General features: G+C 42.3%; 19 protein-coding genes, 1 riboswitch and 1 other annotated feature. Of the genes, 3 read left to right on the plus strand and 16 right to left on the minus strand.

What is annotated here, in order from left to right; genetic code table 11:
* Positions 1–61: 61 nt before the first annotated feature.
* Positions 62–276 (minus strand) — a binding site (T-box leader).
* A gap of 57 nt (positions 277–333) precedes the next feature.
* From gltX to CSV63_RS05250, 12 genes are all read right to left on the minus strand, one after another.
* Complete coding sequence (gltX, locus tag CSV63_RS05195) at positions 334–1794, minus strand: glutamate--tRNA ligase (protein WP_099694843.1); 1461 nt, start codon at positions 1792–1794, stop codon at positions 334–336.
* 83 nt (positions 1795–1877) lie between these two features.
* Entirely contained in the window at positions 1878–2357 is a 480-nt protein-coding gene (ispF, locus tag CSV63_RS05200) for a 2-C-methyl-D-erythritol 2,4-cyclodiphosphate synthase (protein WP_099694844.1), read from the minus strand.
* Positions 2358–2370: 13 nt separating this feature from the next.
* Positions 2371–3051, minus strand: a complete 681-nt coding sequence (gene ispD / locus CSV63_RS05205) for a 2-C-methyl-D-erythritol 4-phosphate cytidylyltransferase (protein WP_099694845.1) — start codon at positions 3049–3051, stop codon at positions 2371–2373.
* Between the two features lie 26 nt (positions 3052–3077).
* Positions 3078–4166: a PIN/TRAM domain-containing protein gene (locus CSV63_RS05210; protein WP_099694846.1), complete on the minus strand. Its 1089-nt coding sequence runs from the start codon at positions 4164–4166 to the stop codon at positions 3078–3080.
* 163 nt (positions 4167–4329) lie between these two features.
* The gene (gene radA / locus CSV63_RS05215; RefSeq protein ID WP_099694847.1) at positions 4330–5700 is read right to left on the minus strand and encodes a DNA repair protein RadA; all 1371 of its coding nucleotides are present in this window, start codon (positions 5698–5700) and stop codon (positions 4330–4332) included.
* A gap of 89 nt (positions 5701–5789) precedes the next feature.
* On the minus strand, positions 5790–8237 hold the full coding sequence (locus tag CSV63_RS05220) for an ATP-dependent Clp protease ATP-binding subunit (RefSeq protein ID WP_099695009.1): 2448 nt from the start codon (positions 8235–8237) through the stop codon (positions 5790–5792).
* A gap of 184 nt (positions 8238–8421) precedes the next feature.
* The gene (gene mcsB / locus CSV63_RS05225; RefSeq protein WP_099694848.1) at positions 8422–9510 is read right to left on the minus strand and encodes a protein-arginine kinase McsB; all 1089 of its coding nucleotides are present in this window, start codon (positions 9508–9510) and stop codon (positions 8422–8424) included.
* Positions 9500–10051 (minus strand): UvrB/UvrC motif-containing protein, encoded by a 552-nt coding sequence (locus CSV63_RS05230; RefSeq protein WP_099694849.1) that lies wholly within the window; start codon positions 10049–10051, stop codon positions 9500–9502. Before CSV63_RS05230 ends, mcsB begins: the two co-directional genes overlap by 11 nt.
* Positions 10052–10062: 11 nt before the next feature.
* Positions 10063–10533 carry a CtsR family transcriptional regulator gene (locus CSV63_RS05235; RefSeq protein ID WP_099695010.1) on the minus strand — a complete coding sequence of 157 codons (471 nt, stop codon included), beginning with the start codon at positions 10531–10533 and terminating at the stop codon, positions 10063–10065.
* A 361-nt stretch (positions 10534–10894) separates the two neighbouring features.
* Positions 10895–11896 carry a biotin synthase BioB gene (bioB, locus tag CSV63_RS05240; protein WP_369823785.1) on the minus strand — a complete coding sequence of 334 codons (1002 nt, stop codon included), beginning with the start codon at positions 11894–11896 and terminating at the stop codon, positions 10895–10897.
* On the minus strand, positions 11896–12495 hold the full coding sequence (locus CSV63_RS05245) for a biotin transporter BioY (protein WP_099694851.1): 600 nt from the start codon (positions 12493–12495) through the stop codon (positions 11896–11898). The genes bioB and CSV63_RS05245 overlap by 1 nt, the downstream gene beginning before the upstream one ends.
* A gap of 129 nt (positions 12496–12624) precedes the next feature.
* The gene (locus CSV63_RS05250) at positions 12625–12822 is read right to left on the minus strand and encodes a hypothetical protein (protein WP_099694852.1); all 198 of its coding nucleotides are present in this window, start codon (positions 12820–12822) and stop codon (positions 12625–12627) included.
* 164 nt (positions 12823–12986) lie between these two features.
* A riboswitch (SAM riboswitch) is annotated at positions 12987–13098 on the plus strand.
* A gap of 83 nt (positions 13099–13181) precedes the next feature.
* Here CSV63_RS05250 and CSV63_RS05255 point away from each other — a divergent pair.
* Entirely contained in the window at positions 13182–15041 is a 1860-nt protein-coding gene (locus tag CSV63_RS05255; protein WP_099694853.1) for a bifunctional homocysteine S-methyltransferase/methylenetetrahydrofolate reductase, read from the plus strand.
* Positions 15022–18459, plus strand: a complete 3438-nt coding sequence (metH, locus tag CSV63_RS05260; RefSeq protein ID WP_099694854.1) for a methionine synthase — start codon at positions 15022–15024, stop codon at positions 18457–18459. The genes CSV63_RS05255 and metH overlap by 20 nt, the downstream gene beginning before the upstream one ends.
* 175 nt (positions 18460–18634) lie before the next feature.
* Here the strand turns inward: metH and CSV63_RS05265 are convergent, their stop codons facing one another.
* Both CSV63_RS05265 and CSV63_RS05270 read right to left on the minus strand, forming a co-directional pair.
* Positions 18635–18991 carry a hypothetical protein gene (locus tag CSV63_RS05265; protein ID WP_099694855.1) on the minus strand — a complete coding sequence of 119 codons (357 nt, stop codon included), beginning with the start codon at positions 18989–18991 and terminating at the stop codon, positions 18635–18637.
* A gap of 137 nt (positions 18992–19128) precedes the next feature.
* Positions 19129–19329 (minus strand): hypothetical protein, encoded by a 201-nt coding sequence (locus CSV63_RS05270; protein WP_099630506.1) that lies wholly within the window; start codon positions 19327–19329, stop codon positions 19129–19131.
* A gap of 171 nt (positions 19330–19500) precedes the next feature.
* On the opposite strand from CSV63_RS05270, the gene CSV63_RS05275 reads away from it, so the two are divergent.
* Positions 19501–19902, plus strand: coding sequence for a thiol-disulfide oxidoreductase DCC family protein (locus CSV63_RS05275; protein WP_099694856.1), 402 nt, complete (start codon positions 19501–19503; stop codon positions 19900–19902).
* Positions 19903–19998: 96 nt separating this feature from the next.
* Here the strand turns inward: CSV63_RS05275 and CSV63_RS05280 are convergent, their stop codons facing one another.
* On the minus strand, positions 19999–20355 hold the full coding sequence (locus CSV63_RS05280; protein ID WP_099695011.1) for a DUF779 domain-containing protein: 357 nt from the start codon (positions 20353–20355) through the stop codon (positions 19999–20001).
* Positions 20356–20397: 42 nt separating this feature from the next.
* A complete protein-coding gene (gene adh, locus CSV63_RS05285) occupies positions 20398–21939 on the minus strand; it encodes an aldehyde dehydrogenase (protein WP_099694857.1) in 1542 nt (513 codons plus the stop codon).
* Between the last annotated feature and the right edge of the window lie 192 nt (positions 21940–22131).

Here is a 22131-nt window from a genome sequence, read left to right on the forward strand (position 1 = left end):
ACGACGGTTTACACTTTTAAAAAATTCGTAAGATAAAAAAAGCGCCCCCGTCACTTATGATGACAGAGACGCATTAAATGCGTGGTTCCACTCCGCTTGAGAACCTAATTGTCCCCCGCTTAATGTCTTTAACGCAGACTATACGTATGGCTTACTAACAGTTTCAGCTCATCGCTCAAAGGTGCATTTCGATAGTGCACGACTCAGGTCATTTCCAGCCTAGATGACCCTCTCTAAAGAGTATCCACTATGTACTTTCCTTCTCAACGCTTTTAATATGATCATTTCACATTAGGTTCATTTTACAGAATTTCATCAAATTGTCAATATTGATTATTTTGCAAATCTTTCAATGCGTTGAATGATTTTTTCTTTACCGATCAGCGCGATTGCATCAGGTAGTTCGGGTCCTGATGTCTGACCAGTCGCCACAACACGTACAGGCATGAATAAGTTCTTACCTTTATGTCCCGTTTCTTTTTGCACCGCTTTAATCGCCGATTTAATAGATGGCGCATCAAAAGTTTCTAATGCCTCAAGCTGCCCTTTAAGTGATGTCATCACCTCAGGTACTTGTTCACCGGCTAGAATTTCCGAGGCTACTTCATCATATTCCAGTGTGTCATGGAAAAACTGGGCGGATAACTCGACGATTTCAGCACCAAAACTTAATTGACCGTGGTATAACGCGATCAAATCGTGAACCCATGATTGTTCTTCAGCAGACATATTTTCCGAAACCAGCCCTGCTGCTTGTAGATGAGGTAAAGTTAATTCAATTACTTCTTCCAAGGACAGTTTTTTTATATATTGGTTATTCATCCACGTCAGCTTATTTGTGTCGAACATGGAGGGTGATTTTGACAAGCGAGATTCATCGAATTGTTTCACGAGTTCGTCATGAGAGAAAATCTCCTCTTCTCCGACAGGCGACCAACCAAGTAAAGCGAAGAAATTAAACATAGCTTCCGGCAAATAACCTAAATCTTTATACTGTGTAATGAATTGAATGATTGATTCATCACGTTTTGAAAGCTTTTTACGCTCTTCATTGACGATCAACGTCATATGACCAAATCGCGGATGATCCCAACCGAATACATCAAATACCATTAGTTGCTTTGGTGTATTCGTCAAATGCTCTTCCCCACGGAAAACGTGAGAGATTTTCATCAAATGATCATCAACGACTACAGCAAAGTTATACGTAGGAATACCATTCGTTTTAACCATAACCCAGTCACCGATATCTTTTGATTCGAATGTTACCTCTCCACGCACAAGGTCATCAATTGTATACGTAACATCTTCAGGAACACGCATACGAATAGTGTAGGTTTTCCCCGCTGCTTCATTTTCCGCCACCTGTTCTGCTGTCAAATGACGACAAGTGCCATCATACATGGGTGCTGCGATTCCCGATGCTTTTTGTGCGTCACGCTTCGCTTCTAACTCTTCAGTTGTACAGAAACATTTGTAAGCATGTCCTTTTTCAAGCATTTCATCTGCATACTTTTTATACAAATCCAGACGATCCATTTGGCGGTACGGTCCGTATTCTCCACCAATATCAATTGATTCATCATGATGGATACCTAGCCACGTTAGGTTTTCAAGTTGTGACAGTTCACCACTTTCGATATTTCGCGCTGTATCCGTATCTTCAATACGAACAATGAATTTCCCATCATAGTGACGAGCGAACAAATAGTTGAATAACGCGGTCCGCGCGCCACCAATATGTAGTTGGCCTGTTGGACTCGGTGCATAACGCACACGTACTTCTTGTGTCATAATATTTACCTCTCCGTTTCGAATTGATTACGTTCTTATATAATTTCCTATCTATTTTAGCACTCTATAAGCCGTTTTGAAAGTTACTGGTTTTTCATTAGCAAAATCGTAGCCATCGCTGCGATTCCTTCTTCACGCCCAGGGAAACCTAGACGTTCCGTAGTCGTAGCTTTGACATTCACTTGTGATAGGTCCGCTTCAAGCAATTCCGCTACACGCTCACGGATATCTCCAATATATGGTGCCATTTTCGGGCGCTGCGCAATAATTGTACAATCAATATTCCCTAGATGGTAACCTTCTTCTTTAACCATCGCCCACACTTTTTCCAACAAAACAGCAGAATCGGCGTCTTTAAAAGCGTCATCCGTGTCAGGGAAATGTGTGCCAATATCCACCTTACCAATTGCGCCGAGTGCAGCGTCTGTTACGGTGTGCAATAACACATCCGCGTCGGAGTGACCGATCAACCCCCTTGTGTGCGGAATGGTGATTCCCCCGATTATGAGTGGTCTTCCTTCTTCAAATGCATGTACATCAAAACCTTGCCCAATTCGAAACATGTAATTATTCCTCCTACTTTCTTCTTGCCAGTAAGATTTCACCTATCGCCAAATCTTCCTGAGTCGTCATCTTTACATTGTCATACGAGCCTTCTACCACCTGGACTTCGTGACCCATTCGTTCCACCAGCGCGGATTCATCCGTGCCGAGGAAACCTTCTTGAATAGCCAAGTCAGATGCTTTTTTCAGCACTTCATATTGAAATGCCTGAGGTGTTTGTATAAGCCATAGTTTTTCACGATTCAAAGTTTCTTTCACAGTACCGTCTTCCACATACTTGATCGTATCTTTCGCCCTAACTGCCGCTATAGCTGCTCCTTTTTCATTAGCAGTATGCACCAGTTTCGTAATGATTGCTGAATTTAGGAAAGGTCTAGCTGCGTCATGTACTAGCACGATACTTTTCCCTTTATAAGCAGAGATACAAGCCGCTACACTGTTTTGACGCTCACCACCACCCTTTACAAATGTAATAGGTTTGACGTGTTGATGCGGTTGAAGAATTTCTTCAATCACGGCTTGTTCTTCCGGCTTTACAGCCAGAATGATTTCTTCACAATTAGGGTCTTCTTGAAACACACTTACTGTATGATACAAAATTGAATGCTCCCCAATTTTCAAGAAGAGTTTATTTTGTCCAGCACCCATTCGTTTGCCACTTCCCGCAGCAGGAATCATCACTGTATAGTTCACGTTCGTCACTCTGCTTTCTATGCTGGTTATCGACCTTTGGGTTTCGCAAAAATCATTCGACCCGCAGATGTTTGCAATACACTTGTTACTACAACGTCAATAGCATCCCCGATATGAGAACGACCATCCTCAATTACGATCATGGTGCCATCATCCAAGTATGCAACGCCTTGATTGTGTTCTTTGCCGTCCTTAATTACGACCACATGCATTTCTTCACCCGGAATGACTACCGGTTTCACTGCGTTCGCAAGATCATTGATGTTCAAAACTGCAACACCATGCAAATCCGATACTTTATTTAAGTTGAAATCATTCGTTACAACTAAACCATCCATTTTCTTCGCCAGTTTAACTAACTTCAAGTCCACTTCTGCTACATTCGGAATATCTTCGTCCGTAATGAGAACTTGTGGTCCGTCATCATTTTGTAAACGTTTTAGTATATCTAGGCCACGCCGACCTTTTGTTCGCTTCAACGTGTCAGATGAATCTGCTATATGCTGAAGTTCCGTCAGTACAAACTGAGGTACAACTAAAATCCCTTGCAAAAATCCCGTTGCCACTATATCTGCAATACGCCCATCAATAATGACACTTGTATCCAATAATTTATATACATCTTTTTGTGGTGGAGTGACCACCGGTTCTGCTGATTCCTTCTTTTTTGTCGTTGTCATGCGTAAATTGGAAAAAGCATTGATAAACTCTTCCCACTTTTTAAAACCTACCTGGAAACCTAAATAGCCGAGAAGAATAGACAATAAAACAGGTACAACAGAAGATACTACTGGAAAGCCAATTGCACTTAGTCCGAAACTGAATAAAAATGCAACGATTAATCCTACGACTAATCCAATTGTACCGAATAACAAATCCATAATCGGTGCTTTCAGAAGTCTTTCTTCTATCCATTTAATAAAGTTCACAATCGGTTCAGTTAAAAATAAGCTTAATAAAAATAGAATGATGGCTCCTATAATTGCCTCCACATAAGGGTTCTCTATAATGGGGCGAGATGTAAACTCAAACATAGCGAATAAGTACGGTAAAAATAAAACACCGAGAGTTCCTCCGATTAATAAGAATGAAACTTGGACTACTCTTTTCAACATATTCTTCCACCTCCTTTTCCTTCCTAATAGTATACAACGAATTATGGTTGGTCGCTTAGGTTAAGTGAGGAATTTCTGAAAATCCCTCATTTAACCTACTAGGACTAATTAAATGGCAGGAAAGTTTCTTACCTTTCCATTCATCTTGTTATATAAAAATTTATTATCTAAATGCCGCACCTAATGCCTCCGTTATAGTTTCGACTCCTACTACTTCAATCCCATTCGGAATATCCCAACCACCCAGATTAGACGCCGGGATGATAATGCGATCAAAACCTAGCTTCGCCGCCTCCGTAACGCGTTGTTCTATTCTAGATACCCTTCTAACCTCACCTGTTAACCCTACTTCCCCAACAAAACAATCCCGCGCCCCTACAGCTGTATCACGATAACTAGAAACAATACTCAGTAACACGGCTAAATCAATTGCCGGCTCATCCAACTTAACGCCGCCTGCAACTTTAATATACGCATCTTGTGTCTGCAATAGCATTCCTGCACGTTTTTCCAATACAGCCATCAATAACTGCACACGGTTTTGATCCAGTCCAGTCGCCATTCGCTTCGGATAATTAAAACTTGATGCCGTCATCAATGCCTGAATTTCAACCAGTATGGGTCGTGTACCTTCCATAGAAGCAACAATGGTAGAGCCTGCTCCACCTTGCGAACGCTCACGTAAAAACATTTCAGAAGGATTTAAGACTTCTTTTAATCCAGCTTGCAACATTTCAAAAATGGCAATTTCATTAGTGGAACCAAAACGGTTTTTAACACTGCGTAAAATACGGTATGTATGGTGACGTTCTCCTTCAAAATACAGTACCGTATCCACCATATGCTCAAGCAATCGTGGCCCTGCAATTTGTCCTTCTTTTGTCACGTGACCTACAAGGAATATGGCAATGTTTTGCGTCTTTGCTATACGCATTAGTTCTGCGGTACATTCACGCACTTGTGATACACTCCCTGGTGCCGATGATACTTCGGGATGGTGAACAGTCTGAATCGAGTCTACAATAACAAATCTCGGCTTCACTTCATCCACCGTTTCATTGATCATTGCAAGATCGGTTTCGGCATAAATATACAACTCATCTGATTTCACACCTAGACGTTCTGCTCGTAACTTGGTTTGCTTAATCGATTCCTCTCCCGATATATATAGTACGCGTTGTTGTTGATTCGCAAGTAACGAGGAGACTTGAAGCAACAATGTAGATTTTCCGATTCCCGGATCACCACCAATTAATATGAGCGAGCCAGGAACAATTCCCCCTCCAAGCACGCGGTTTAACTCCTTTAATTCCGTTTTGACACGAGGCTCTTCAGCCGTTTCCACCTGACTGATCGGCAAAGCCTTCTGCTTCACTCTCTCCCCATGCTGAAATGCGGCACGCGGCCCTTTTTGTACTATCTCTACTTCTTCATCCATCGTGTTCCATTCTCCACAACCCGGACAGCGCCCCATCCATTTAGCGGATTCATATCCACAAGAACGGCACATGAACTTCGATTTACGCTTAGCCATATACTCTCTCCTAACTATAAAATACGAAAAGGACAGCTCGCTGCGCTTTTTAAAAACTAAGCGAGCGAGCTATCCGATTTATGCTATTATTAATTTTCTGCTGCCACTGTTGGTTTCTCCGTACGCACGACAAACTGGTCATTTTCTACATCAATGATTACTTTTTCACCCACCAGAACTTTACCTTCGAGTAATTCTTCAGATAAACGATCTTCTACATGTTTCTGTAATGCACGGCGTAGTGGACGAGCTCCGTATTCAGGGTCATACCCCTCATCCGTAATCTTATCTTTGGCAGATTCAGTTAACATCAATTCGATGTCTTGTTCAGCCAAACGTTTTGCCAGCTCATCACTCATCAAGCTAACAATTTCACGCAAATGCTCTTTCTCCAATGAGTGGAAGACAATCATATCATCTACACGGTTTAAGAACTCTGGTCTAAATGCTTTTTTCAATTCTGCAAGCATTTTCTCTTTCATATCATCATAATCTGATTCGCCATCTTGAATATTAAAGCCAACGTAACGGTTTTTCTTCAATTCCGTTGCCCCTACGTTGGAAGTCATGATGACTACCGTGTTACGGAAATCAACTGTACGTCCTTTAGAATCCGTCAGACGCCCGTCTTCCAATACTTGCAATAAGATATTGAATACATCAGGGTGTGCTTTTTCGATTTCATCAAGTAGTACTACTGAATAAGGCTTACGGCGAACTTTTTCCGTTAACTGACCGCCTTCTTCATAACCAACATAGCCTGGAGGTGATCCAACTAAACGAGATGTTGCATGCTTTTCCATGTACTCTGACATGTCGATACGAATCATCGCATCTTCATCACCGAACATTACTTCCGCTAGCGCACGAGCTAGTTCAGTTTTACCTACACCAGTAGGGCCAAGGAAAATGAATGAACCAATTGGACGTTTAGGATCTTTTAATCCCGCACGGGCACGACGGATTGCTTTGGAAATCGCTACGACAGCTTCATTTTGGCCAATGACACGTTCATGTAGAATTTCTTCCATGTTAAGCAATTTAGCAGATTCTGTTTCCGCAATCTTGTCAACGGGAATTCCTGTCCACATTGCCACAACAGAAGCGATATCATTTACTGTCACTTCGGACTCTGTCTGCCCTTGCTTCTCTTTCCAAGCGGATTTCGTTGTTTCCAATTCTTCCTTCATTTTCTGCTCTTTATCACGATAAGAAGCGGCCTTCTCAAACTCTTGGCTTTGAACGGCTGCATTCTTCTCGGAACGGATTGCTTCAAGCTTCACCTCGAGCTCCTTCAAATTAGGAGGAGTTGTATACGAACGCAAGCGTACTTTCGACCCTGCTTCGTCAATTAGGTCAATCGCTTTATCTGGTAAGAAGCGATCCGAGATATAACGATCAGACATCATCGCCGCTGCTTCAACTGCTTCATCGGTAATCTTTACTCGGTGATGCGCTTCGTAACGGTCACGCAAGCCTTTAATAATCTGAATTGTTTCGTCTACAGTTGGCTCATCGACTTGGATCGGTTGGAAACGTCGTTCAAGTGCTGCATCTTTTTCAATATATTTACGGTATTCGTCAAGTGTTGTAGCACCGATACATTGTAGTTCGCCACGTGCAAGTGATGGCTTCAAGATGTTGGAGGCATCAATAGCCCCTTCTGCTCCACCTGCACCGATTAACGTGTGTAATTCATCGATGAATAAAATGATGTTACCTGCTTGACGAATTTCTTCCATTACTTTCTTCATTCTATCTTCAAACTCACCGCGGTATTTCGTGCCCGCAACGACTGTCCCCATATCCAGCGTCATCACGCGTTTGTCACGCAAAATTTCAGGTACTTCATTACTTACGACTTGCTGCGCCAAACCTTCCGCAATCGCTGTTTTACCTACACCTGGTTCCCCAATCAGCACGGGGTTGTTTTTTGTTCGGCGTGCCAATACTTCAATAACACGTGTGATTTCTTTGCTTCGTCCAATAACAGGATCTAATGTACCTTCACGTGCGATCTCAGTTAAATCACGCGCTAAGCCATCTAATGTTGGTGTTGCCGCTGATGCAGAATTTGCTGGGTTCCCAACTGAGCTTTCATCATTACCAAGCAATTGAAGTACTTGCTGGCGTGCTTTATTCAAGCTAACACCCGCATTATTCAGAACGCGCGCTGCCACGCCTTCTCCTTCTCGAATCAAAGCCAATAAAATATGCTCGGTACCAATATAAGAATGTCCTAATTTACGAGACTCATCCACGGATAATTCGATGACACGTTTTGCGCGTGGAGTATAATGAACGATCGGACCTACATCTTTAGAGCCTACACCTACTAGAATTTCTACTTCTCGCTCAATAGTATCTGCACTCACGCTAATTGCTTCAAGAGCTTTTGCTGCGATGCCGCCACCTTCTCGAATCAATCCGAGTAGAATATGCTCAGTACCAATAGATTCATGTTTTAAACGAATAGCCTCTTCTTGAGCCAGTTGTAAAACTTTTTGTGCACGTTGTGTAAATCGATTAAACATCATATCCATTCCCCTCTTCCTTCATCAGTGGACTATATTCTATGTTATGCAAAATAACGCATCCTTGCCTTGTTTCCTATAACTATATATATTCACGTCAGTTTGCGATACAACCTAATTCGCATATTGACTTTGACTATCTTTGATTAATTATAAATGCTATTAGACTTTCTTGCAAAAACTATGCTCATGACGGATCACTGTCTTTTTTTTGTTCAGCAGACCGCACTACACCTAGCCGATCTCGGAATAATTGCGCACGAAGGATATCTCGTTCCTCAGATGTTAGTTCCGTCTCTGCGTATTGCTGAAGAAAACCTGGCTGCATGAAAATCATCAATTCATTCAAAATGGTCATATCAATATTTTCTATGATACCTAAATCAATACCCAAACGAACGTCAGACAAACATTTTGCCGCTTCCGCTGAAGGTAATATTCGCGAATAGGTCAGGGTACCGAGTGCCCTAAATAACCTATTCTCTAAGTGAACTTCCGATTTAGCCAATAATAATTCACGTGATTTCTTTTCATGCGCAATCAAGCGCTTTGAAATACTTTCCAAGTCTTTGAAGATTTCTTCTTCTGATTTGCCGAGTGTGATTTGATTGGACACTTGATAAATATTGCCGAGTGCTTCACTGCCCTCCCCGTAACTTCCACGTACGACCATTCCAAGTCTAGATATCGCGGGAATAATTCGCTCGATTTGCTTAGTGATCGTCAACGCAGGTAAATGCATCATGACAGACGCGCGCATTCCTGTACCTGTGTTGGATGGACAACTTGTCAAATAGCCGAATGTTTCATCGAAAGCATAGTTCAAATTCACTTCCAGTTCGCTATCCACTCGATCAGCCTGTTCATATGCCTGGTCTATTTGAAAACCAGGATATATACATTGAATGCGAATATGATCTTCTTCATTCACCATAATACTGATCGTTTCGTCTTCTGAAAGCAAAACCGACCCATGTTTTTCAGGGTTGATCAACTGTGGACTGACCAAATGTTTCTCAACTAAGATTTGTCTTTCAAGTGGTGACAAATCTTTCATTGCTGTGCCTGTGAAATGGTGATTCTGCATCGTCTTGACTGCTTGATTTAACGCTTCGCTCACGCGGTTTGCGTCTTCCTGTGAAGCACTAATCGGAAATAGATAATCTTGCAAGTTACGAGCTAACCTGATTCTTGTGGATAAAACAATGTCAGCGTGCTCACCTTCCGCCACCATCCAACCTGTCAGTTCTTGTTTGAGGAATTTTTCAAATGACATGTCGATCATCACCCCCGTCTGACAGTTGCTGTTTCAACTGGTTCGCCTCATCACGCAAAGTTGCCGCCTCTTCAAAATGTTCATTTTCTACGGCTTGCTGCATTTTCGTGCGGATATCTTCAAGTTTTCTCTTCAAAGCAAAGCGTTCATTAAGTGAAACCGGAATCTTTCCACGGTGTTGGGTATGTCCATTATGCAATTTGGCAAACAACCTTGGCAGTTGTCCGCTGAATGCTTCGTAACATACAGCACAGCCAAACTTTCCGATATCCAGGAAACGATGAAAAGACAAATCGCAATTTGGACATTTCGGACCATCTGGTAATCTTTCATCAACTTTTTGTTCTGAAAATAATTCTGAACCGCCCAACCAGTGTGCTAAAAATTGTTGAATGGATAACGGCTCCTGGTCTGGACTGAAAGTAAATGTTTGTGAGTAAAATGCACATTTATCACATAAATGGCGCTCTGTTGCATTATTTAAAGTTTCCTGTTTAAACACTACAGTAGCCGGTCGTTCTTTACAGTTTTCACAAAGCATGGAGATTCACCTCATTCTATCTCTTCATAAATTAACGTAACTAACATGGCGCGAAGAATACGCGAACGTAACGCATCCCGCTCAGGCAACATATAACGCAGAGTAGCGCGACTCACCGCAGCAAGCATCAGCTTTGCTTCACGTTCTGTAATGACTTCTTCTTCAATTAAACGGATGATGACATCTTCCGCCATTGTAGAAGACGCTTCACTCTCCAAAATCTCCAACGCTTGTTCAAGTAAGTCCTTTCGGGAGTTGGTACGTACTCTATAAATTCGGATGTAGCCCCCGCCCCCTCGCTTAGACTCCACGGCATAGCCTCTTTCGACCGTAAACCGGGTTTTGATTACGTAGTTGATCTGTGATGGTACGCATTGGAATTTCTCGGCAATCTCATTTCTTTTGATTTCAATAGAAGCACTATCTTCCTCTTCTATAATCGACTTCAAATACCCTTCTATAATGTCAGAAATATTACGCATCTCGTCACCTCGCTTCACTCAATCTCCTAGTTGACTTTGACTATCTTTGACTTAATTATATCGTAAAAATTAGGTGGGATGCAATTCATTTGTTTATATGTATACCTTATTACGTTGAAAGAAAACCTATTGCTAGGTTGTCACATCTGGCTATTGATTATTCAATTAGTAATGAGACAAAAAATAAAGTGGATAGTTTGGCACCGTTTACTAACATTCTAGACGGGTGCTTTACACTTACGGTGCACTATTGTAACCTCCCTAAACGGAATTCTAACTAAATAAGAAAAGACTGAAGAACAGATCCTTATAGTGGATTGTCTTCAGTCACGGCGTATACTAATATTTTCTTCTTTTCTATTTACAAAGTGACGGGTTCTTTTTTCAAAGGTTCCAGGTCAACTTCGAAGCCCATATCTTCCAACATTTTTTGATCTTGATCGTTTTCTTGACCAGATGTTGTGAGGTAATCACCGATAAAGATGGAGTTCGCAGCGTAGAGGCCTAGGGGTTGTAGGCTTCTAAGATTCACTTCACGTCCACCCGAGATGCGAATTTCCTTGCTAGGATTAATGTAACGGAATAGGCACAAGACCTTTAAGCAGTAACGTGGATCCAGTTCTGATGTTCCTTCCAACGGGGTTCCATCCACTGCGTGCAAGAAGTTTACAGGTATCGAGTCTGCGTCCAATTCACGTAGGCTACGCGCCATGGATATGATATCTTGTTTTGTTTCACGCATGCCGACGATAACGCCTGAACATGGAGAGATGCCCGCTTCTTTGGCAAGTCCTACAGTATTTACACGATCATCGTATGTATGCGACGTTGTTATATTCTCGTGATGTTCTGCAGATGTGTTCAAGTTATGGTTATAGCGATCTACTCCTGCCTCTTTCAAACGTGTTGCTTGTCCCGGCTTCAAAATACCTAAACAAGCACATACCGTCATGTTCTTGTGCTTCTCTTTAATCTGTTTAACAGAATCAATCACGATGTCCAACTCACTGTCACGCGGTCCTCGCCCACTTGCTACGATGCAATAGGTGCCCGCATTATTAGCAGCGGCACGTTCCGCACCTTCTAGTATTTCTTCCGATTTCATCATTGCATACTTTTCAACAGGTGCTTTTGAAATAATGGATTGTGCGCAATATCCACAGTTTTCTGGACATAGCCCCGATTTCGTATTGATGATCATATTTAACTTTACTTTATTGCCGAAGTAATGTGATCGGATCGAGTATGTCGCGTGCAGTAATAATAGTAAATCCTCATCTGGGCTATTCAATATTGCGAGTGATTCCTCATCAGTTAGCACATGGCCTTCGAGTACTTGAGTAGCCAGCCTTTGATAGTTCATTATAATGTCCGCCTCACTTTCAAGTGTTTTGATATTCTAAATGCGAATATGCCTGACAGTACAGCTAGAATTAAATCTTTCGGTAGTGGCGGCATCATCCACAGCCAAGCAATCTTGTAGGTAAACACGTCGGGTGCAGCAGCCCACATCTTGTACGCAAAATACATCCAAGTTGTACCTAGTATATAGTTGATTGCTGTAGCGATAAATGCTGCGATAATAAATGCAGACATAGTATGCTTTCGCTCAACAATCTTTCCAGCTACATAAGAGATCAGAATAAACGTGAGAATAAATCCAAATGTTGGACTCAAGATCTGACCGAAGCCTCCTGAAAATTTAGCGAAGACTGGTGCTCCTGCTAGTCCTATTAACATATAGACGGTCATCGATAATGCACCTAGACGACTACCAAGTAATAGCCCTGATAAGATAGCGAAAAATGTTTGTAATGTGATGGGTACTCCACCAACTACTAAAAACGGTACGAAGGATGTAATATTCGCTCCAATCATCATTAACGCTGCGAACATCCCGCTATATACAATAGTTAGTGCACTGAATCTACTTCCCGGTCTTCTCTCTGCTGCTATTGTCATTACGACACCTCTTTTTAAATTGGTTACCTCATAAATAATATCGGTTAACCCATTGCATGTCAACACAATTTATTTCTTGGTTAACTTATAAAAACAGACAAAAAAAGACTGCAGCATAAAGCTGACAGTCTACTTTTTCTCATCGATCTGTTCTTCCTTTTCTTTGCGAAACAAAACACTTGAGAGTAAACCACTGAATATAGCAGCCCCAATTGTAATATACACACGCATATCATAAGCAACTTCTTCGTAACTGTTACCTATCATAATCCAAGCAAGTGTACCTACAAGAACAGCGATTGGAAATGAGTATTTAAAGAAACGCATAATTTCTCACCTTTTCAAGTTATTTCATTAATTTTAGCATATACACCGTAATTTCTCTATGCACTAACTCCACGCTTTGAACTTCACCAAACGGACACTTGACGATAGCCAACAAAGCCGCTATGATGTGGTTAGAATAATCTAAATAATTGAATAAGAAACATATCTTATCAAGAGAAGCCGAGGGACTGGCCCGTCGACGCTTCAGCAACCAGCCATTTGGGCAAGGTGCTACTTCCAGCAGACTGTCAAATTGACACTCTGAAAAGATGAGAGGGAACTAGTCATTGAGATTACAAAGCCTTCTAATATACTTGAAGGCTTTTTTTGATTAAACAAGCTAAAGGGGAGATGGATTTATGTCATTGCTCGAGAAACTACAAACAAATGTCCTAACGGCAGATGGTGCAATGGGGACGATTTTATATTCTTACGGAATTGATTACTGTTATGAAGAACTAAATATAGAAAAGCCTGAAATTATAGAGCAAATTCATCAAGACTACATCTCAGCTGGTGCAGATATAATCCAGACAAACACTTACAGTGCGAACGCAATCAAATTAGCTCGCTACGGCTTAGAAAGTCATGTCACGGATTTCAATAAAGCAGCCATTCAAATTGCCAAACGTGCAGCTGCGCCTGGGGGGCAATTTGTACTTGGAACAATAGGCGGCTTGCGAGGTATACGTAAAAGCGATGCGACACTGGATGAAATTGAAAAAGTCGTACTTGAACAAGCCAATGCATTATTAACAGGTGATCCTGACGGTCTTCTATTAGAGACGTATTATGACTTCGAAGAGCTATCATCCGTAGTTACAACATTAAAGAAAATCACGGATGTTCCATTGATTGCACAAGTTTCTATGCATGACCCCGGCGTCTTACAGAACGGACTTTCATTAAACGATGCACTTCATCAGCTAGAGTCGCTCGGAGCGGATATCGTAGGCGTTAACTGTCGATTAGGTCCTTACCACACGATTCAAGCATTCGATAATGTGACACTACCAGAGAAAGCATTTTTATCCGCATATCCAAACGCCAGTCTCTTAGATGTAGAAGATGGACGTATTGTTTATGAATCAGAAGCAGAATACTTTGGACGCGCTGCTGTATTACTTCGTGATCAAGGTGTTCGATTGATTGGAGGATGTTGCGGGACAACACCTAAGCATATTAAAGCTGCGAAAACACAGTTAGCGCGACTGACACCCATCACAGAAAAGATCGTACAACCAGCGAAACCCATCGTGATTCATGAAGCGGAACCTGCAAAACATCAACCTCTTCACGAAAAAGCAAAAACAGAGCGTACAGTAATAGTAGAACTAGATACACCGCGCCACTTGGAAACAGAAGATTATATCAAAGGTGCAAATTTGTTATATGACGCGGGAGTTGACGCTATAACCATGGCAGATAATTCACTTGCTTCTCCACGCATCAGCAACATGGCGATGGGCTCGATCGTCAAGATGCAACATAATATCCGCCCGCTTGTACATTTAACGTGTCGCGATCACAATCTCATTGGCTTGCAATCGCATTTGATGGGGCTTGATGCATTAGGCATTCACGATATCCTAGCTGTGACAGGCGACCCGACAAAGGTTGGGGACTTCCCCGGTGCTACAAGCGTCTACGATGTATCTAGCATGGAGTTATTACAGTTAATTAAGAAATTGAATGAAGGAATTTCATTCTCCGGTAAGCCGTTGCGCAAGAAAGCCAGCTTCTCTATTTCAGCAGCTTTCAATCCGAACGTCCGCGTCATCGATCGTGCTGTACAACGGCTCGAGAAGAAGATTGAAGCGGGTGCGGACTATTTCATCACTCAGCCAGTTTACACGAAAGAAAAGATTATTGATGTATACGAAGCAACAAAACACCTGGATACACCGATCTTTATTGGGATCATGCCATTGACGAATATACGAAATGCAGAGTTCCTGCATCACGAGGTACCGGGTATCAAGCTTTCGGAAGATGTGTTGGAAAGAATGCGTGAATGCGGAGATGACCGTGAAAAATCAACTGAAACAGGGCTTGAAATTGCAAAAGAATTGATAGATACAGCGGCTCAGTATTTTAATGGACTGTACCTCATCACACCGTTCCTACGTTACGATATGACATTAGAGTTACATGAATATATTAAGAAAATAGACCAGCAGAAGGAGAGGGAATTAACACATGCAGAGACATCCCATTGAAGAACAACTAGAAAAAAGAATCCTTATCATTGATGGTGCGATGGGGACGATGCTGCAAGCGGAAGATTTCTCAACGGAAGACTTCGGCGGAGAAGAATACGATGGATGTAATGAATACATGAGTGTGTTACGCCCTGATGTTTTGGAGAAGATTCACGATGAATATTTAGAAGCCGGTGCTGATATCATTTGTACGAATACATTTGGCGGTACTCCCCTTGTATTGGATGAATTTTCACTTGGTCATCGTGCAGTTGAAATTAATGCAAAGTCTGTAGAAATTGCGAAAAAGAGTGCAGCGAAGTTTTCCACACCAGAATGGCCACGTTTTGTCGCGGGCGCGATCGGGCCCACGACAAAGACGCTTTCTGTAACGGGCGGTATTACGTTCGATGAACTATCTAATGATTTCTATGTACAGGCAAGAGCGCTTATAGAAGCAGGCAGCGATTTGATACTGATGGAAACAAGTCAGGATATGCTGAATGTGAAAGCTGGAACAATTGGTATTAAGAAGGCGTTTGAAGAGCTTGGACGCGAAATTCCTATCATGATTTCAGGTACGATTGAACCGATGGGTACAACGCTTGCTGGACAAAGTATTGAAGCCTTCTATATTTCCATTGAACACGTCCACCCACTTTCGGTCGGTTTAAACTGTGCAACAGGTCCTGAATTCATGACTGACCATTTGCGTTCATTGTCCGAATTGGCGACTAGCTACGTAACCTGTTATCCAAATGCCGGATTGCCGGATGAAGAAGGACATTATCATGAATCTCCTGAATCATTATCGAAAAAGCTGGAAGGCTTCGCTGAAAAAGGTTGGTTGAACATGGTTGGCGGTTGCTGCGGTACAACGCCTGATCATATTCGCGCAATTCGTGAGGTAGTTAAAGACAAGGCTCCACGCAAGATGCCAGAAAATCCTCATGGTCATGCCATTTCAGGGATTGAACCTTTGCTCTACGATGATACATTACGTCCATTATTAATCGGGGAACGTACAAACGTTATCGGTTCACGTAAATTCAAACAACTAATTATAGAAGAAAAGTTTGAGGAAGCTGCAGAAATCGCACGGGCACAAGTAAAACGTGGTGCGCATGTATTGGATATTTGTCTTGCGAACCCTGACCGTGATGAATTATACGATATGACTCGCTTCATGAAAGAAGTCGTAAAAAAAGTCAAAGTTCCTCTAGTCATCGACTCTACAGACGAAAACGTCATTGCAGAGGCCTTGAAATTCTCGCAGGGTAAAGCAATCATCAACTCTATTAACTTAGAAGATGGTGAAGAACGCTTTGATGCCGTACTTCCTTTAGTAAAAAAATATGGAGCGGCCGTAGTTGTAGGAACGATTGATGAAACCGGAATGGCAGTGACGAGAGAACGTAAGCTAGAAGTTGCGTTGCGTTCTTATGATTTACTCGTTAATAAATGGGAGATCCCACCGGAAGATATTATTTTTGATCCACTCGTCTTCCCTGTTGGTACAGGTGACGCACAATACATTGGATCGGCAGTAGAAACAATTGAAGGAATTCGATTAATCAAAGAAAAACTTCCGCGCACTTTAACGACTCTCGGTGTCAGTAACGTATCCTTCGGGTTGCCCCCTGTTGGCCGTGAAGTGTTGAATGCCGTGTACTTGTATCACTGCACACAAGCAGGTCTGGATTATGCAATTGTAAATACGGAGAAACTTGAGCGCTTTGCTTCGATTCCAGAAGTAGAAATTAAACTGGCGAACGAATTACTGTTTAACACTACAGATGAAACATTAGCGGAGTTTACGGACTTCTATCGTGGTAAGAAAAAAGAGAAATCAGAAGACGATATTCCAAAAACTGTGCCTGATCGTCTTGCGTACTATGTAGTGGAGGGTACAAAGGAAGGCTTAATTCCTGATTTGGAAACGGCTTTAAAGACATACGACACACCACTTGATATCATCAATGGTCCTTTGATGAAAGGAATGGCTGAAGTTGGGCGTCTATTCAATGACAACCAGCTGATCGTAGCGGAAGTTCTTCAAAGTGCTGAAGTCATGAAAGCTTCTGTTTCATACCTTGAACAGTTCATGGAAAAGAAAGAAGACGATAGCGGGAAAGGCAAGATCATTCTGGCAACAGTCAAAGGTGACGTACATGATATCGGAAAAAACCTCGTGGAAATCATCTTAAGTAATAACGGATTTAAAGTAATAGATATTGGTATTAAAGTTACGCCAGCTACATTAATCGAAGTAATTCGTAAAGAAAAACCAGACATTGTAGGACTATCTGGACTTCTCGTAAAGTCTGCCCAGCAAATGGTGTTGACAGCACAGGACTTTAAGGCAGCAGGAATCGACACGCCAGTAATGGTAGGTGGAGCCGCATTAACAAGGCGCTTTACTGAAACGAAAATCGCACCTGAGTACGATGGCCCGGTTATTTTTGCAAAAGATGCGATGCAAGGTCTCGACTTAGCAAACCGTCTACAAAGTAATGACAAAGGGGCGTTACTCGAAGAATTAGCAGAAAGTATCGAGAAACGCGAAACCAATGATGCGATTAAAGCAAGTCGAGGCACGACAGCAGTTGCAGTGAAGCCACGTCCTGTGAAAACGGTACGCACTGACGTTCCTGTATTCACACCAACCGATTTACGTAGACGGGTCGTGAAAGATTACTCGGTTGCCCACTTACATCCTTACGTAAATATGCGTACACTTATCGGTCACCACTTAGGTCTACGAGGAAATGTCGATAAAATGCTTGAAAGAAAAGAAGAACGCGCAGTACAACTTCATGAAATGGTAACGGAGTTCTTGAAGTCCGACAAGATGAAAGCTTCCGGTATCTATCAATTCTTCCCCGCTCAGGCAGACGGGGATGACGTGATCATTTATGATCCGGAAGATTCAAAAACTGAAATTGAACGATTTACGTTCCCCCGTCAAGAAAAAGAGCCTTTCCTGTGCTTGGCTGATTACTTGAAAACAGTGCAAAGTGGTGAAATGGATTACGTTGCATTCATGCAAGTGACTGCTGGTAAAGGGGTCCGTGATTATGCAAACAAACTGAAGGAAGAAGGCAAATTCCTTGAAAGCCATGCGTTCCAAGCGACTGCGTTGGAGTTGGCAGAAGGCTTCGCTGAACGGATTCACCAAGAAATACGTGACCAATGGGGATTCCCTGATCCGACAGACTTTACAATGCTCGAACGTTTCGCGGCCAAATACCAAGGCCAACGTTTCTCATTCGGCTACCCGGCTTGTCCAAATCTAGAAGATCAAGCTAAACTCTTCCGCCTCATCAAACCGGAAGACCACGGCGTCGTACTAACAGAAGAATTCATGATGGAACCAGAAGCATCCGTATCCGCCATCGTCTTCGCCCATCCCGACGCAAGATACTTTAACGCATAACCCTAATGCTGAAAGCGCCATTTAGACTCGACAGGCGTTGGAGGAAATACCACAAAGGCGCTCTTTGCCTTTTTGGTAGTTCTGAAACGTCCCGAGAGTCTGGCGCTTGAGGAAATAAAACAATCCGCCATCTCTGAAATACTAGAGATGGCGGATTCTTCATATTAAAAAATGATCAGCGGCATCTTCTACGGCGGTGACAACCTCCGCCACCCCACATACCTCCAGATCCTGGTCCAAATCCTGGTCCATAGCCTGGTCCTCTTCCTGGCATGATAGTAGAGCCCATAACGTTTTCCGTAGTTTCTGTGTAGTAGTGCTGTGGCACGCCGACTACGTGGTGTCGATTCACATTCACGATCGGATGAATAAATGGCATTTCCTGTTTAGTGAAGCAATCGTTAAAGCGATATTGTGGCGGGCAAAAAACGGGTTGAAAACCTTGATGGCCATGCATTCCTTGATGATGCTGATGGTGTCCCCATCCCTGCTGACCATGTCCGCCTGACATTCCACAATGTCCTTGGTTCATTTCTCCACCTCCTTATACCTTATTACATGCGAGCCAACAAGTTTGTTACGGGCTGCCGCCATAGTATAGTGAAAAATAAATAGCAATGACCTTTATCAATAGAGATAAAGGTCATTGCTATATTTTGAATAAGCTATTTATAATTCACAGCTTCTAGGTGTAGAAGGCTTCTCATAACCTAGACTATTCTCTATTAATTCCAGCTTCTTCACAATAAATTTACATTCATTTAACGCGCCATGAACCGGAGCACCTTCGCCTACCATATTCTCAGAACGTAAAAAGTCAGAGTCACGACGCAACTCCAGCTCAGCTGGATGGATGTATTGACGCTCCATACTTTTTCACTCCTTCTTTTTTATATGATGCACAAGACAAGGCGAGCTTATTATCTTTTATTATATACTACACGCCAACAAATTCACACTATTCTGTTTACTGCGCATGAGTGAAGTCAAAGCTATGTGGGTATAGTACGATATCATCTATTTTCGAAGGAGAGAGTAACTATGAAACGAGATAGAATTATACTATTTGATGGCGAATGTAACTTCTGTGATGCAAGCGTTCAATTTATCATTAAACGTGACCCGTACAAACACTTTTCATTTGCTTCGTTACAAGACGATGTAGGTAGAAAACTTCGGAAAGACTACCAAATTTCTGATGACGTAGATAGCTTAGTATTGATTGAAAACGGTAAAGCCTATACAAAGTCAGGCGCAGCTTTACGTATCGCCAAAAAATTGGATGGTTTATGGCACTTGGCATTTTTATTCGTAGTCATTCCGCCAGCAATCCGCGACGTCGTCTATGACTATATTGCAAAAAATCGATATAAATGGTTCGGTAAGAAGGAGTTATCCTGCATGTTGCCTTCGCCCGAGGATCGCCAACGTTTTCTGGCATGATAGAAATCAAATACAGTAAATAAAAAACTGAAAGCAAGGTCTCATGTGATGAGAGTTGCTTTCAGTCCTAGCCTTCCTATTCTTCGGAAGGCTTTTTTATGAAGTTAATTCCTTATACTCCCCGTCGGTGAAAGCACGGGATCTAGTTAAGAAACGTTTGCCTTCTACCCCTTCAAGCGAAAACATCCCTCCACGTCCGTCGACTACATCAATAATCAGTTGTGTATGCTTCCAGTATTCAAACTGGCTTTTCATCATATAGAATGGCATGCCGCCAATATGCCCAAGCAAGATATCTTGATTACCTATAATCAAGTCTCCATCTTCGTAACACATCGGAGAAGATCCATCACAGCAACCGCCAGACTGGTGAAACATCAAAGGGCCGTGCTTATCTTTTAACAATTCTATAAGGGCCAACGCATCTTCTGTTGCGACTACTCGATCTGGCATAGGAATTCCTCCATTCACTTCGGATCCTCCAGATAGATTCAATCAAAAGAATCCTAGTTTGCTTTCGTCGTAGCTAACTAGCATGTTCTTCGTCTGCTGATAATGTGCCAGCATTTGCAAGTGGTTTTCACGTCCGATTCCTGATGCTTTGTAGCCACCAAATGCAGCGTGTGCCGGATACGCGTGATAGCAGTTTGTCCATACACGTCCTGCCTGAATACCACGACCGAAACGATACGCTGTATTCATATCGCGCGTCCATACACCTGAACCTAGTCCATACAATGTGTCATTCGCTATTTCCAGTGCTTCTTCTTTATCTTTGAATGTCGTAACCGCTACTACAGGACCAAAGATTTCTTCTTGGAAGATCCTCATTTTATTATGTCCTTTAAATACAGTCGGCTGCACATAATACCCCTCTGCAAGATCACCTTCAAGTTTATTTTGCTCACCGCCCGTCAAACATTCCGCGCCTTCTTGTTTTCCAATGTCTAAGTAAGAAAGAATTTTCTCTAGTTGTTCAGTGGATGCCTGAGCACCCATCATGACCGTTGGATCCAATGGATTTCCTATTTTGATCGCTTTAACACGCTCAAGTGCGCGTTCCATGAATTTGTCATAAATGGATTCCTGAATCAATGCACGGGACGGACATGTACAGACCTCACCTTGGTTCAATGCAAACATAACAAAACCTTCAACTGCCTTATCAAGGAATGCATCGTCTTGCGCCATGACATCCTCAAAGAAAATATTCGGAGATTTTCCGCCCAGTTCCAGTGTAACCGGAATCAAGTTTTGAGAAGCGTACTGCATAATTAGACGACCTGTTGTCGTCTCCCCCGTAAAGGCAACTTTATTGATGCGCGGATTGGATGCTAGTGGTTTTCCTGCTTCTAGCCCGAAACCGTTGACTACATTCAGAACACCTGCTGGTAGTAAGTCTTCGATTAATTCAACCAATACCAAAATGGAGGCAGGTGTTTGCTCAGCCGGTTTTAATACGATACAGTTTCCTGCAGCCAATGCCGGAGCAAGTTTCCATACCGCCATCAGAAGCGGGAAGTTCCAGGGAATAATTTGCCCAACGACTCCTAACGGCTCATGGAAATGGTAGGCTACTGTATCGTTGTCAATTTGACTAACTCCGCCTTCTTGCGCACGTATTGCAGAAGCAAAGTATCTAAAATGATCCACTGCAAGCGGAAGATCAGCATTCAATGTTTCACGGATAGCTTTTCCGTTATCCCACGTTTCAGCTACAGCTAGCATTTCCAAGTTCTCTTCAATACGATCCGCTATCTTCAACAAAATATTAGAACGTTCAGTGACCGATGTCTTTCCCCATGCATCTTTTGCTGCATGAGCTGCATCCAGAGCCAGTTCAATGTCTTCTTCCGTAGATCTCGCCACTTGGGTAAATACCTTACCTGTAACTGGCGTGGAATTATCGAAATACTGGCCTTTTACTGGTGCCGTCCACTTGCCACCGATGAAATTATCATAGCGTTCTTTGAACTGAACCTTTGAACCTTGTGTATTCGGATTTGCATAAACTAGATTTTCTGAAGCTTGTACCATACTGCGTCACACTCCCCGTTCCCATTATTTTGCTTGTATCCCAGCGCAATCGTTATGCACGCAAAGCTATTATACGAAACATAGTTTCACATTATGCCTGATGTGTGCGCTTTCATAAGCTATCTTTTATTTTAAACCATTTGGTAAGCGCTTTCAACAAAACATTACTATAAATCAATGAAAAAGATTTTG

Origin of the sequence: Sporosarcina sp. P34 (genome assembly GCF_002743375.1) — a bacterium.
Taxonomy (GTDB): Bacteria; Bacillota; Bacilli; order Bacillales_A; family Planococcaceae; genus Sporosarcina.

Coding starts and splice junctions, on each gene's coding strand:
- CSV63_RS05255 (WP_099694853.1), top strand. CDS start 13,182: ATGTCATTGCTCGAGAAACTACAAACAAATGTCCTAACGGCAGATGGT.
- mcsB (WP_099694848.1), bottom strand. CDS start 9,510: ATGTCATTTGAAAAATTCCTCAAACAAGAACTGACAGGTTGGATGGTG.
- CSV63_RS05220 (WP_099695009.1), bottom strand. CDS start 8,237: ATGATGTTTAATCGATTTACACAACGTGCACAAAAAGTTTTACAACTG.
- CSV63_RS05275 (WP_099694856.1), top strand. CDS start 19,501: ATGAAACGAGATAGAATTATACTATTTGATGGCGAATGTAACTTCTGT.
- CSV63_RS05230 (WP_099694849.1), bottom strand. CDS start 10,051: ATGCTTTGTGAAAACTGTAAAGAACGACCGGCTACTGTAGTGTTTAAA.
- CSV63_RS05235 (WP_099695010.1), bottom strand. CDS start 10,533: ATGCGTAATATTTCTGACATTATAGAAGGGTATTTGAAGTCGATTATA.
- CSV63_RS05270 (WP_099630506.1), bottom strand. CDS start 19,329: ATGGAGCGTCAATACATCCATCCAGCTGAGCTGGAGTTGCGTCGTGAC.
- adh (WP_099694857.1), bottom strand. CDS start 21,939: ATGGTACAAGCTTCAGAAAATCTAGTTTATGCAAATCCGAATACACAA.
- CSV63_RS05210 (WP_099694846.1), bottom strand. CDS start 4,166: ATGTTGAAAAGAGTAGTCCAAGTTTCATTCTTATTAATCGGAGGAACT.
- metH (WP_099694854.1), top strand. CDS start 15,022: ATGCAGAGACATCCCATTGAAGAACAACTAGAAAAAAGAATCCTTATC.
- bioB (WP_369823785.1), bottom strand. CDS start 11,896: ATGAACTATCAAAGGCTGGCTACTCAAGTACTCGAAGGCCATGTGCTA.
- CSV63_RS05265 (WP_099694855.1), bottom strand. CDS start 18,991: ATGAACCAAGGACATTGTGGAATGTCAGGCGGACATGGTCAGCAGGGA.
- ispF (WP_099694844.1), bottom strand. CDS start 2,357: ATGTTTCGAATTGGGCAAGGTTTTGATGTACATGCATTTGAAGAAGGA.
- CSV63_RS05280 (WP_099695011.1), bottom strand. CDS start 20,355: ATGCCAGATCGAGTAGTCGCAACAGAAGATGCGTTGGCCCTTATAGAA.
- radA (WP_099694847.1), bottom strand. CDS start 5,700: ATGGCTAAGCGTAAATCGAAGTTCATGTGCCGTTCTTGTGGATATGAA.
- gltX (WP_099694843.1), bottom strand. CDS start 1,794: ATGACACAAGAAGTACGTGTGCGTTATGCACCGAGTCCAACAGGCCAA.
- CSV63_RS05250 (WP_099694852.1), bottom strand. CDS start 12,822: ATGCGTTTCTTTAAATACTCATTTCCAATCGCTGTTCTTGTAGGTACA.
- CSV63_RS05245 (WP_099694851.1), bottom strand. CDS start 12,495: ATGACAATAGCAGCAGAGAGAAGACCGGGAAGTAGATTCAGTGCACTA.